This is a genomic window from Pantoea sp. GW821-FHT03E06, from assembly GCF_059420725.1.
In genome coordinates, this window is the sequence record NZ_JBWKUG010000001.1 from 2223445 (window position 1) to 2236356 (window position 12912).

13 protein-coding genes are annotated in these 12912 nt (G+C 51.6%); 7 read left to right on the forward strand and 6 right to left on the reverse strand.

Going from position 1 to position 12912, the window contains the following annotated elements:
- The first annotated feature begins 54 nt into the window (after positions 1-54).
- The 3 genes from AC07WB_RS10350 to AC07WB_RS10360 all read left to right on the forward strand — a co-directional run bounded on the left by AC07WB_RS10350 (position 55) and on the right by AC07WB_RS10360 (position 3443).
- Positions 55-288 (forward strand): DUF1480 family protein, encoded by a 234-nt coding sequence (locus tag AC07WB_RS10350; RefSeq protein ID WP_097097155.1) that lies wholly within the window; start codon positions 55-57, stop codon positions 286-288.
- A gap of 376 nt (positions 289-664) precedes the next feature.
- The gene (gene wbaP / locus AC07WB_RS10355; RefSeq protein WP_400456018.1) at positions 665-2131 is read left to right on the forward strand and encodes an undecaprenyl-phosphate galactose phosphotransferase WbaP; all 1467 of its coding nucleotides are present in this window, start codon (positions 665-667) and stop codon (positions 2129-2131) included.
- Between the two features lie 118 nt (positions 2132-2249).
- Complete coding sequence (locus AC07WB_RS10360) at positions 2250-3443, forward strand: multidrug effflux MFS transporter (RefSeq protein WP_097097153.1); 1194 nt, start codon at positions 2250-2252, stop codon at positions 3441-3443.
- On the opposite strand, the gene dadX is transcribed toward AC07WB_RS10360, so the two are convergent.
- Both dadX and AC07WB_RS10370 read right to left on the reverse strand, forming a co-directional pair.
- The gene (gene dadX / locus AC07WB_RS10365; RefSeq protein WP_494940450.1) at positions 3436-4506 is read right to left on the reverse strand and encodes a catabolic alanine racemase DadX; all 1071 of its coding nucleotides are present in this window, start codon (positions 4504-4506) and stop codon (positions 3436-3438) included. The two genes, AC07WB_RS10360 and dadX, sit on opposite strands and share 8 nt — an antisense overlap.
- 21 nt (positions 4507-4527) lie before the next feature.
- On the reverse strand, positions 4528-5829 hold the full coding sequence (locus AC07WB_RS10370; RefSeq protein ID WP_097097151.1) for a D-amino acid dehydrogenase: 1302 nt from the start codon (positions 5827-5829) through the stop codon (positions 4528-4530).
- A gap of 494 nt (positions 5830-6323) precedes the next feature.
- Here AC07WB_RS10370 and AC07WB_RS10375 point away from each other — a divergent pair, with 494 nt between their 5' ends.
- Complete coding sequence (locus tag AC07WB_RS10375) at positions 6324-7859, forward strand: SpoVR family protein (RefSeq protein WP_097097150.1); 1536 nt, start codon at positions 6324-6326, stop codon at positions 7857-7859.
- A 33-nt stretch (positions 7860-7892) separates the two neighbouring features.
- On the opposite strand, the gene fadR is transcribed toward AC07WB_RS10375, so the two are convergent.
- Positions 7893-8612, reverse strand: a complete 720-nt coding sequence (gene fadR, locus AC07WB_RS10380) for a fatty acid metabolism transcriptional regulator FadR (protein ID WP_097097149.1) — start codon at positions 8610-8612, stop codon at positions 7893-7895.
- Positions 8613-8920: 308 nt separating this feature from the next.
- Here fadR and dsbB point away from each other — a divergent pair, with 308 nt between their 5' ends.
- A complete protein-coding gene (gene dsbB, locus AC07WB_RS10385) occupies positions 8921-9451 on the forward strand; it encodes a disulfide bond formation protein DsbB (protein WP_097097148.1) in 531 nt (176 codons plus the stop codon).
- Positions 9452-9491: 40 nt separating this feature from the next.
- Here the strand turns inward: dsbB and ycgN are convergent, their stop codons facing one another.
- The 3 genes from ycgN to AC07WB_RS10400 form a co-directional block, all read right to left on the reverse strand.
- Positions 9492-9938, reverse strand: a complete 447-nt coding sequence (gene ycgN, locus AC07WB_RS10390; RefSeq protein ID WP_007889667.1) for a cysteine cluster protein YcgN — start codon at positions 9936-9938, stop codon at positions 9492-9494.
- A 64-nt stretch (positions 9939-10002) separates the two neighbouring features.
- Positions 10003-10662 (reverse strand): fumarylacetoacetate hydrolase family protein, encoded by a 660-nt coding sequence (locus AC07WB_RS10395; protein WP_097097147.1) that lies wholly within the window; start codon positions 10660-10662, stop codon positions 10003-10005.
- A 267-nt stretch (positions 10663-10929) separates the two neighbouring features.
- Positions 10930-11205: a YcgL domain-containing protein gene (locus AC07WB_RS10400; RefSeq protein ID WP_097097146.1), complete on the reverse strand. Its 276-nt coding sequence runs from the start codon at positions 11203-11205 to the stop codon at positions 10930-10932.
- Positions 11206-11358: 153 nt separating this feature from the next.
- Between AC07WB_RS10400 and minC the strand changes: the two genes are divergently transcribed.
- Both minC and minD read left to right on the forward strand, forming a co-directional pair.
- A complete protein-coding gene (gene minC, locus AC07WB_RS10405) occupies positions 11359-12066 on the forward strand; it encodes a septum site-determining protein MinC (protein WP_400456025.1) in 708 nt (235 codons plus the stop codon).
- A 33-nt stretch (positions 12067-12099) separates the two neighbouring features.
- Positions 12100-12912 (forward strand): septum site-determining protein MinD, encoded by an 813-nt coding sequence (minD, locus tag AC07WB_RS10410; RefSeq protein WP_007889662.1) that lies wholly within the window; start codon positions 12100-12102, stop codon positions 12910-12912.

Consider the following 12912-nt stretch of genomic DNA (forward strand, 5'->3'; position numbering starts at 1 on the left):
CTGCGTGTTAACGACTATGCTCACTATTCAACCCAGCAAACACGGGAGAATATAATGGAACACGTGGTAAAAATCGGTCGCTATGAAATTGTTGATGCAACGTTCAATAATGACAATATGGAGACTGTGAGTATTCCTGGCAAAACCAATCCCGGCCTGGTGGACCAACTCGACGGCTGGGACAGTGAAACCAGTGTGCCAGCGTCAATTGATGGTAAGGCTGTCGATTTGCAAATTGGGCACTATGACAAGGAGCAGGACCTGTGGGTACTAAAAAAACCTGCCTGATTGCCGTTACCGCCATTTATTAAAATGGCGGTGATTCCGAAAAGCAGTCTTAAAAACAAGCATTATATTGTCGAACATTGAGATTTTAGCCTTATTTTTCATCAGATTACCCCATTATTTCTTTAGTCATTTATTTCCTTTTCAGACTATTTCCATATTAACTCTGTCAAATAACTCCTGCATACTCTTAACCGTTGCTGCAGCTTTTCGTGACGTGTATCACGTCTCAAACGGTCCTTTCCATGCAGCGCTTATGGCAGCACTGACTTATATCTCGCTGAAAATATTATTTTTCCTGATTTTCAGCGGACCACTCCTGAGCGCGTACTTGATTCTGGTCAGGCCATCTTTTACTTAAGAAAAGAGAGCAGGTTTTATGGCAAGTACTTTAATAATGAACAATGCAACCCGCTCGTGGAGCGGACTGCGCAAAAACCTCATCGCAAAAGTCGCACTGAGTGTCTCCGATTTAATAGCATTAAATTTGGCATTGTTTTTATCTGCCGCCACCGTGCAAGGTATTTGGGGTGAACTGGATACGTTTATTCCGCCGCAACAGATTGAATATCGTTTTATTGCGCAGTTAGGTTTATCCGTACTTTGTACCGCCTGGTTCTGGGTACGGATGCGCCATTACACCTACCGCAAACCGTTTTGGTTTGAATTAAAAGAGGTGATTAAAACGCTGTTTGTTTTCTCTCTGCTTGATCTGGCGCTGATTGCCTTTTCAAAATGGGACTTCTCCCGCATGGTATGGGTGTTCAGCTGGACCTATGCCCTGCTGCTGCTGCCGCTGATGCGAGCCGTGGTTAAGCGGGCCATTAACCGCGCAGGTCAATGGCAGAAGGAAACCATCATCATTGGTTCTGGTAAAAACGCCATGGAAGCCTATGCCGCGTTACAAAGCGAGGAGATCCTGGGCTACAACGTGCAGGCCTTTATCTCCCTCGATGATGACCAGCAGCATGAAAAAGTTAACGGCGTACCGGTTATCACCTGGAAAGATATCAACTGGCAAACCATGGACCGCGACAACACGCAATTTATCGTCGCCACAGAATATGAACAGCAAGTGGTGCGCGATAAATGGCTGAAGTTCCTGTCTAAAATGAAGTGTCGGTCGATCTCCGTGATCCCAACGCTGCGCGGTGTACCGCTGTATGGTACCGATATGTCATTCATCTTCAGCCATGAAGTGATGATTTTGCGCGTGAGCAACAACCTGGCGAAACGCTCTTCTCGTTTCCTGAAGCGTACCTTCGATATTGTTGTAGCTTCTATGCTGCTGGTGTTCCTTGGTCCGGTATTTGGATTGCTATGTGCAATGGTGAAGCGTGACGGCGGTAATGCGATTTATGGTCATGAGCGCGTCGGTCAGGATGGCGTGAAATTCAAATGCCTTAAGTTCCGCTCAATGGTGACCAACTCGCAAGAAGTGCTGCAGAACCTGCTGGCAACCAGCGACGAGGCGCGTGCGGAATGGGATCGTGACTTTAAACTGAAAAACGATCCGCGCGTGACCAAAATTGGTAACTTCCTGCGTAAAACCAGCCTTGATGAGCTGCCGCAATTGTGGAATGTGATTCGTGGTGAAATGAGCCTGGTGGGCCCACGCCCCGTCATCGAGGCAGAGCTGGAACGCTATGCGGGTGATGTGGATTATTACCTGATGGCCAAACCCGGCATGACAGGTTTGTGGCAGGTCAGCGGCCGTAACGATATCGATTACGATACGCGCGTTTACTTCGATTCCTGGTATGTTAAAAACTGGGCGCTATGGACGGACATCGCCATTCTGTTTAAAACCGCGGGTGTCGTGGTGCGTCGCGACGGCGCTTACTAATACCCTCGACGCGATGCCTGCGCAGTTTGGCAGGCATCGCCTTTTCTTTTTATCCCTTTCTTTTTCCTCACAGAGTCATTACCCTTCCCGCTTGTTTAACAGGTCGTTTCGGTACGTAATGCAAAAATTCACCCTGATACTTCTAAGCCTCGTGCTGCTGGCACCGCTTGGCATTGATCTTTACCTCCCCACTCTGCCGCAAATCGCCGATGGCCTGAACAGCCCGGTGAGCCTCATCCAGCTCACCATTCCCCTGTTTTTGCTGGTGATGGGTATCGGTCAGCTGGTAACCGGACCACTGGTTGATAATTTTGGCCGTAAGCCAATCGCGCTGATTGGCCTGGGCTTGTACATCATTGGCAGCATCGTTGCGGCCACCGCCACGCAATGGCCGGTGTTCTTCCTGGCGCGCATCATCCAGGGTTGCGGCGTGTGCTGCAGCGCAGTAGTGGCCTTTAGTGGCGTGCGCGATCGCCTGAGTGGTGAAGATGCGGCTCGCGCTTACGGTTTTCTCAATGGCGCATTGAATATTGTTCCGGCTCTGGCTCCGCTGCTGGGTGGTATTCTGGCGGAAGCCTATGGCTGGCGCGCACCATTCTGGTTCCTGTGCGGTTATGCGGTAGTTATCGGATTGATTGTCGTCATCTGGCTGCCAGAAACGCGCCCTGCAGACACGCTGCGGGTAAAAGGGTTGCCGCTGGCGCAGTATGGCGCAATTGCGCGTGAACCACGCTTCCTTGCCTTCGCATTTGCTAATGCCGGTGCGTTGGGCATGGTGCTAACGTATGTTTCACTGGCGCCGCATGTGTTGATGACCGAAGGCGGCCTCACGCCACTCCAATTCTCCTTCGCCTTTGGCGCCAATGGTTTTTGGATCATGCTGGTAAGCGCCTTCGTGAATAAAACCATTCGCAAAGCGGGACGCCCGTTCTGTCTGGCGATGGGTTTTGCGACGATGTTGATTGGCGCCATTCTGCTGATGATGGGCACTGCACTCTTTCCGGCCGCATGGCAAAACCATTGGGCGCTATACATGATCCCGGTGGCCGTTTCTGTGGCAGGATTAGCGTTTACCGTCGGGCCGGCCACCAGCTACGCGCTGGAGCCGTATCAACAGCAGGCCGGTGTCGCTGCAGCCTTACAAGGATTTATACAGATGGCGTGCGGTGCCGGTGGAAGTATGGCCATCGTGGCCCTACCGGTGGCGGAGAAATCGTCTCTGGCATTGATGATGCTGACGGGTGCAGCGCTGGCCCTCATCGCCTGGCGCTGCAGCAAAAATATGCGCGGCAGCGTGACCGCGCTTAAATAACTTCAACCGGAACGCGTGGCGCGAGCGCACACATCAGCTCGTAGCCCACCGTTCCGGCGGCTTTTGCAACCTCATCGATCTTAACCTGATTACCCCACAGCTCAACCTTCGAGCCAATTCCAGCCTGCGGGCAAGGTTCCAAATCGACCATCATCATGTCCATGGAGATCGCGCCCAGGGTTTGCGTGCGCACACCATCAACGCAAACGGGTGTGCCCGTTGGTGCGTGGCGTGGATAACCATCGGCGTAACCGCAGGCGACAATACCAATACGTTGTGCGGCACCAGCATGATAGCGATACCCATAACCAACACCATCACCGGCATTTAATTGCTGTACGCCAATGATCTCGCTGTTAAGCGTCATCACCGGCTGCAATCCGGTGCTGGCGATATCCTGCCAGTCGCCGCTGGGTGACGCGCCATAGAGAATAATGCCGGGACGTACCCAATCGAAATGTGCTTCCGGGTGCCACAACGTGGCCGCAGAGTTCGACAAGGAACGAGGACAATGCAACCCTTCTGCCGCCAGCTCCACACGCTTCATCGGCTCAATTAAGCCATCCGGATTTTCCGCATCGGCAAAGTGCGCCATCAGCGTCATCTCACCTACAGTCGGCAAAGCCCGCAGTTTTTGCCATGCCGCCTGCGCCAGTTCCGGTCGGAAACCCAGCCGATTCATGCCGCTGTTAATTTTCAGATAAACATCAACCGGCGCCGACAGCCGCGCTTTCGCCAGCGCCTGAATTTGCCAGTTACTGTGCACGCTGGTTGTAAGGCGATAACGATCGATCAGCGTTAAATCTTCCGCATGGAAAAAACCCTCCAGCAGGAGAATCGGTTTTTTCCATCCCTGCTCACGCAGCAGGATGGCCTCTTCCATATTTAACAGGGCAAACCCATCAGTTTCGGCGAGACTTTGCCACACGCGTGCAACACCGTGACCATACGCATTAGCCTTTACTACCGACCAGACGTGCGAGTGTGGAGCAGCCTGACGCACAGTAGCAAGATTGTGACGCAGCGCCTGTTGATTGATGGTGGCACCGGTTGGACGTGACATGCTTTAACTCTCCCTGAGGTTTTAACGCGTCGCGCTGGCGTTACGCAGTGGCGACGAATGGGGCTCAAAACCCGGCAGGTAGCGCAGCACGGACAAATCATCTGCGGCGATCGCCGGTTTCTGACCGGAAATTAAATCAGCCAGAAGCTGACCGGAACCACACGCCATCGTCCATCCCAACGTGCCGTGGCCGGTATTGAGATAGAGATTGGAGAGCGGCGTGCGTCCAACAATGGGCGTTCCGTCCGGGGTCATAGGACGCAATCCGGTCCAGAACGTGGCCTGTTCAACATATCCGCCCTCAGGATAGAGATCGCGGACCACCATCTCCAGCGTTTCACGTCGTGCTGGCAACAGTTTGGTGTTAAAACCAACAATTTCCGCCATGCCGCCCACGCGGATGCGATCGTCGAAGCGCGTCACCGCCACTTTGTAGGTCTCATCAAGGATGGTGGAAACCGGCGCAGCATCGGCATCTTTAATTGGAATCGTCAGCGAATACCCTTTCAGCGGATACACCGGGATTGAAAGGATATCTTTCAACAGCGCCGTCGAATAGGAACCAAACGCCACCACATACGCATCGGCTTTAATCACTTCATCGCCACACTTCACGCCATAAATGCGGTTACCTTCGCGCAGCAGTTGATCCACCGACGTGTTATAGCGGAAGGTGACGCCCGCCGCTGCGGCCATCTCAGCCAGACGCTGGGTAAACAATTGGCAATCGCCGGTTTCATCGTTAGGTAAACGCAGGCCGCCGGTAAGTTTGTGTGCCGTGGCCGCTAGCGCCGGTTCGACATTTTTCAGTTGATGCGCTTCCAGCAACTCATACGGCACGCCGGCATCGCGCAGCACAGCAATATCTTTACTGGCGCTTTCAAACTGCTGCTGAGTACGGAAAAGTTGCAGCGTCCCGCCCTGGCGACCTTCGTAAGCGATACCGGTGCTGGCACGCAGCGTTTTCAGGCAGTCGCGGCTGTATTCCGCGATGCGCACCATACGGCTTTTGTTCTCTTGATAGTGCTGCATGTCGCAGTTACGCAACATATTCCACATCCATTCCAGCTGGAACTTGCTGCCATCGAGACGAACCGCCAACGGGGCGTGACGCTGGAACATCCATTTTACCGCTTTGAGCGGCACGCCCGGCGCCGCCCAGGGCGCGGCATAGCCTGGCGATATCTGTCCGGCGTTACCGGCGCTAGTTTCTAACGCCGCTGCGGGCTGACGATCGATCACCGTGACGTCATGTCCGGCCTGAGCCAAATACCAGGCGCTTGCAACCCCAACCACACCACTACCAAGAATCACTACGCGCATAAGCCCCTCGTCGCAGCAAAAGAACAATTAACTACTAACCAAGCCCAAGGCAGCATAATTTCACCGCCAATCAAATCTTACATTCGATCGACATATTTCACATGTTTTTCACCTGCCTGCACACTGAAATCATGCAGCACATCAAAAATCAGGATTTTTTATGCCTTAAAACCGTTATTCAGCCATTTATTATGCGTCAGGGAGTGGTTTACTCTTTTTTCAGGAGAAAGCGCCGCAGTCATACATTTAACTTATAAACAGAGCATTACTCTGCAATCCATAATAAAACCAATATTTATCACATGCGGCGTCTTAACTGGCGCTTTTTGAATGATTTTCTGCCAAAAGAATTCGATTGAGATCCAGTTTCGGATAAGCGACAGTGGACTATCATTGAAGTGTTCGCTCAGTTTTATTGGGCCATCTTTACTCAGGATGAGGCCTTAAACGATCGTGACAGGTAATCCCTGCCGCTTGCAAAACAGAGGTGCGCTATGACGACAATCTTTGACGAGCCAACCCGCAGCAGTAAACGACTCAGTGACGGCCCAGACTGGACCTTCGAACTGCTGGATGATTATCTGGCGGAAATTGACCGGGTAGCGAAAAGCTACGGGCTGGAAACCTATCCGCACCAAATTGAAGTGATCACCTCCGAACAGATGATGGATGCGTACTCCAGCGTGGGTATGCCGATCAACTATGCACACTGGTCGTTTGGCAAGAAATTCATCGAAACCGAACAACGCTATAAGCACGGTCAGCAAGGCCTGGCTTATGAGATCGTCATTAATTCCAATCCGTGTATCGCCTATTTGATGGAAGAGAACACCATGACCATGCAGGCGCTGGTGATGGCGCACGCCTGTTATGGTCACAACTCTTTCTTCAAAAATAACTATCTGTTCCGTAGCTGGACCGATGCCAGTTCAATCGTCGATTACCTGCTGTTTGCGCGAAATTACATTACCGATTGCGAAGAGCGTTACGGTGTGGAAGAAGTGGAACGTCTGCTGGATTCCTGCCATGCGCTGATGAATTACGGTGTTGATCGTTACAAGCGCCCGCAAAAGATTTCACTGCAGGAAGAGAAAGCACGGCAGCAGAGTCGTGAAGAGTATTTGCAGAGCCAGGTGAATACGCTGTGGCGCACGCTACCGCGCAAAGAGAAGGAGTCGGTACACGTTGAGGCTTCACGCTACCCTTCTGAGCCGCAGGAAAATCTGCTCTACTTCATGGAGAAAAATGCACCGCTGCTGGAATCCTGGCAACGTGAGGTGCTGCGTATTGTCCGCAAAGTCAGTCAATACTTTTATCCGCAGAAACAGACGCAGGTGATGAATGAAGGTTGGGCCACCTTCTGGCACTACACCATCCTGAATCATCTGTATGACGAGGGCAAAGTGTCGGAACGCTTTATGATGGAGTTCCTGCACAGCCACACCAATGTTGTGTATCAGCCGCCGTATAACAGCCAGTGGTATAACGGCATCAACCCGTATGCACTGGGCTTCGCAATGTTCCAGGATATCAAGCGCATCTGTCAGACACCTACCGAAGAAGATCGCTACTGGTTCCCTGATATTGCCGGTTCAGATTGGCTGAAGACCCTGCATTTTGCGATGCGCGAGTTTAAAGATGAAAGCTTCATTAGCCAGTTCCTGTCGCCAAAAGTAATGCGTGATTTCCGGTTGTTTACGGTGATGGACGATGACCGCAACAATTTCCTCGAAATTGCGGCTATTCATGACGAAGCGGGTTATCGCGCCATTCGGCAGCAGCTATCGGCGCAATATAATCTGAGCAATCTGGAACCTAACATTCAGGTTTATAACGTCGACTTACGCGGCGATCGTTCTTTAACGTTGCGTTACGTGCCGCAACAGCGGGCGCCGCTTGATAAGAGTCGTAAAGAAGTTCTGAAGCATGTACATCGCTTATGGGGCTTTGATGTCATTCTTGAGCAGCAGAATGAGGATGGCAGCGTAGAGTTGCTGGATCGATCGCCCGCGCGCGGTCCATCGCTATAACAAAAAAACCGGACTGTGAAGTCCGGTTTTTCTTTATCGTTTGCTGGCTAAATCATCCGGCATGCTTTTCTGCATTTTGTGCCAAATCTCGCCGCTGCGACGACCATAGTCGCGCACGCTATCAACGATCTGCTCTTGTGAAGGGTTGGCAACGCACAAATCCGCCAGCTGACGATAGAAGTTACGCGCCAGCTCACGCGCTTCGAGGTTGGAGAAATAGTGACGACCAACGCGGGTATAAAGTCCTTTAAGGCCATTTAAAATCAGACCATAAATAGGATTTCCAGAAGCAAAAGCCAATCCGCGGAACACACGGTAATCCAGCTCGGTATAAGCCTCTGCTTTGTCTTCCTCACTCAACGCATTTTCCAGTACTTCACGCGCTTTATCTGGATGATGACGCAGCGCACGGCTGATAAAAATGGAAGCAATATTCGTGCGCACCGACAGCAGATTATCAATCAGCTGCGGCACGCTATCGTGGTCGAGACGAGCCAGAGTTTCGAGAATGTTTAAACCGGAGGTTTCCCAGAAATCGTTAACGCGCGTCGGTTTGCCGTGCTGAATGGTCAACCAGCCATCGCGAGCTAGTCGCTGCAGCACTTCGCGCAACGTGGTGCGAGTTACGCCAATCAGTTCAGAAAGCTCACGTTCGGCAGGCAGAATAGATCCCGGTGGAAAACGACTATTCCAGATGCTCTCAATAATATACTCTTCAGCAAATCCCGCAGGGCTCTGCGCCTTAATCACCATAGCATTTATTTCTCGTTACTTTCTTTATCGTAATGCGACTCATCATACCAGAGCGGCTATAGCGGAAATAGCCTGCCAACCGATTAAAAGCGCGCGCTGGCGCAAAATTCAGTCGCGATCTCAGGGCCCCTTCAAGCAGAAGCACAGGGTTGCGCTATGCCGGCTTATCCTCTTTCACTCCATGCCCTCTTTTTTCAACGGAACTCGACTTAAGTCATTTTTGTTTAAGATTTTTTCCTATTGCCTGGCTGGCACGGTTACGCTTTTGGTTTACACTGCGACACATTAACGGTTACAGGAAAAGCACTATGTTGCGATATTTGAATCAATGCTCGTATGGAAGAGGTGCCTGGCTACTGCTGGCCCTAACAGCACTGGCCTTTGAGTTGACTGCGTTGTATTTCCAGCACGTTATGGGATTACAGCCTTGTGTGATGTGTATTTATGAACGCTGCGCGCTATTCGGCGTGATGGGTGCGGGTATCGTCGGAGCGATTGCACCGAAAACGCCACTGCGCTGGGCGGCGATCCTCATCTGGATCTATAGCGCCTATGAAGGGGCTCGTCTCTCTTACGAACACACCATGATTCAGCTGCATCCTAATCCGTTTGTGACCTGCGACTTTGCCGCCCGCTTCCCTACCTGGTTACCGCTGGATAAATGGCTGCCAGCGGTGTTTGTGGCGAGTGGCGACTGCGCCGAGCGTGGCTGGACGTTCCTCACCTGGAGCATGCCGCAGTGGATGATCGTCATTTTCGCGGCATATCTGTTAGTCGCGCTGCTGGTACTGATTGCGCAACCGTTCAAACCAAAACGCCGCGATCTGTTCGGGCGTTAAGCAGTAACAAAACAGGCAGCCAAGGCTGCCTGTTTCTCGCTTACCCGTTGCGATCGGGTCGATCAATGATATGCTCTTCCCAATCGCGCACTTCACTCTCGCGCACCGCAATAAAACGCACTGAAATGCGCTGAGCATGCATCGCCTTTTTCGAACCGGCAATCAGCGGATGCCAGGCTGGCAAGGTTTTCCCTTCCCCTAACACGCGATACGCGCAGGTACGCGGCAACCATTCAAAACTGGTGAGATTTTCACGCGTCAGCTTTATGCAATTCTCTTCTAACTCAAAACGACGCTCGTAGCTTCGACACTGGCAGGTCTTGATGTTCAGCTGATTGCAGGCCACGTTGGTAAAGTAGATTTCATCCGTGTCCGCATCCTGCAACTTATTCAGGCAACATTGGCCACAGCCGTCGCATAGAGATTCCCACTCTGCGTCGTTCATTTGGTCAAGGCGTTTTGTCTGCCAGAAAGGTTGTTCAGTCATGATGGCGGTCCGGGTTAATAATAAGACCGCACCTTATAAAGGTTCAGGTGCGGTGATGCAAGTTTTACAGTACGCGAGTCGCGATACCGTGGCCGGCAAGCGAGACTTCCAGCTTATCACCTGAGCGCATTGGGCCAACGCCTTCAGGTGTACCGGTCAGCACCACATCGCCCGCGCGCAGGGTGAAATATTGGCTCATGTAGGCAATCAGCGGCAGGATTTTGTGGATCATATCCGCAGTAGTGCCATGCTGGCGCACTTCGCCGTTAACAACCAGCTTCAGTTCGGTGTTCTGTGGATCGCCGCTAAACTCAGCAACGGGAATAAAACCCGACAATGGACACGAGTTATCGAACCCTTTGGATTTTTCCCAGGGTTGGCCCGCTTTCTTCAAACCGGCCTGCACATCACGTAGGGTCAAATCCAGCGCGACGCCATAGCCGGCAATGGCCTTCGCCACGTGTTCTTCGTTCGCCTGCTTCAGCGTCGAGCCAATCAGTACCGCCAGCTCAACTTCATGATGCACTTCACCAAAATTTGTCGGAATCGACAGCGGCTGGCGCAGATCGCATACCGCGGTTTCTGGTTTGATAAACACCACCGGTTCAGTGGGCGTGGCGCTGCCCATCTCCTTGATGTGCTTCGCATAGTTGCTGCCAACGCAAACCACTTTGCTGACAGGATAATCCAACAGAGCGCCTTGCCAGTTACGATGCTGATACATGCTATTCCCCTGCTTTAGTTGTGTATGCCGCCAGTGATGCTGGCGACGCTGTCTGTTTCAGCGCCGGAACGCGGCAGGCTGAGGAGGAATATATTAGCGGGTTTATCACGGCTGGCGTGGCGGAAATTGTCAAGAGTCGTTAATTCTTTGCGACAAAATCGACTAAGCGTTTTGATAATTGCCCGCAATAAAAGTTTTACACGGGCAGTTAATTAACGCAAATAGCACTGATTATTTCTACAGGATATATTTACAGATGAATCTGAATTAATCTTTTTTACCCTGATCGAGATGAATGTTGAGCAGACTTTCAACCGGCGGCGGAATCTGCAAATAATAGCCGTTATCGCTCAATCCTTGCTTAACTTTATTGATATCAGCGTTGGCTAGCTTGTCACGCTTATCCAGTGACAGCACCATTGCCAGCTGGGGTTTGCCGAAGCCACGCAGCAGTTCTTCAGGCACACGTGAGAAATCGTCTTTTTTTTCAACATACAGATAAGTCTGTTCACGTTGCGGGCTTCTGTAGATCACACAAAACATATTTTTTACTCGAATTAACCGGTGGCGTCACTTGCCTGAATATAGCAGTAACTATAACATGCTTGCAGAACTTCGAATATTGACCGTTTGATGTTATTGCCGATTTTATCGACGTACATTTAAGGGTCGTAAAACAGGACTGAGTCAGCACAGATGTCGCAAACGCCAATCGAATTTAAGGGAAGCAGTTTTACCCTATCAGTCGTTCATCTGCACCATTCGCAACCCGAGGTGATTCGTCAGGCGCTACAGGACAAAATCGATCAGGCTCCCGCCTTTTTGCAGAATGCACCTGTGGTGCTCAATGTGTCAGCGTTAACCGGCGACATTAACTGGAAGCAGATGCAACAAGCGGTGATGGCTACCGGGCTGCGTATTGTTGGCGTTAGCGGTTGCAAAGATGAAGCCCTGAAAAAAATGATTGCCCGCGCAGGTTTGCCGGTTCTTTCTGAAGGTAAAGAGAATCGCAAACAGACAAGTGCCCCTGTTACTGAGGCCGCGCCGGTTGCCCCTGCGGTAGTGGAAGGCACCAGTAAAACGCGCATCATCAATACACCGGTGCGTTCGGGACAACAAATTTATGCGCGCAATGCCGATCTCATTGTCACCAGCAGCGTCAGCGCCGGCGCGGAATTGGTCGCAGACGGCAATATCCATATTTACGGCATGATGCGTGGGCGTGCACTCGCCGGCGTGGGCGGCCAAAGCGATAGCCAGATTTTTTGCACCAACCTCGCCGCAGAGTTGGTCTCAATTGCCGGGGAATATTGGATGATTGATCAGATTCCGGCGGAATTTTTTGGTAAAGCTGCGCGCCTGAGCCTCCAGGAAGGCGCACTCACCATTCAGACACTTAATTAAGCCCCTTTTCTTTCGTTAAGGAAATCAACATTTATGGCACGCATTATTGTAGTTACATCGGGTAAAGGGGGCGTTGGCAAGACCACGTCAAGCGCGGCCATCGCTACCGGGTTAGCGCAGAAAGGCAAAAAAACCGTCGTTATCGATTTCGATATCGGTCTGCGTAACCTTGATTTAATCATGGGCTGTGAACGCCGCGTGGTTTATGACTTTGTAAACGTCATCCAGGGCGATGCCACCCTGAATCAGGCGCTGATCCGCGACAAGCGCACCGAGCAGCTCTACATTCTGCCCGCCTCGCAAACGCGTGATAAAGATGCGCTGACCCGTGAAGGCGTTGAGAAGGTACTAAACGATTTGGCGGCGATGGAGTTCGACTTTATCGTGTGCGACTCACCGGCGGGTATTGAAACTGGCGCACTGATGGCGTTGTACTTCGCGGATGAAGCGATCATCACCACCAACCCAGAAGTCTCTTCAGTACGTGACTCCGACCGTATTCTTGGCATTATCTCCTCTAAATCACGTCGTGCCGAGAACAGCCAGGATCCGGTAAAAGAGCATCTGCTGTTGACCCGTTATAATCCTGGCCGCGTGACGCGTGGCGATATGCTGAGCATGGAAGATGTGCTGGAAATTCTGCGCATTCCGCTGGTTGGTGTGATTCCGGAAGATCAATCTGTGCTGCGTGCTTCTAACCAGGGTGAGCCGGTGATCCTCGACGCAAACGCTGACGCCGGTAAAGCCTATGCTGATACCGTAGATCGCCTGCTTGGCGAAGAACGCCCCTTCCGCTTTATTGAAGAAGAGAAGAAGGGTTTCCTTAAACGCCTGTTCGGGGGATAA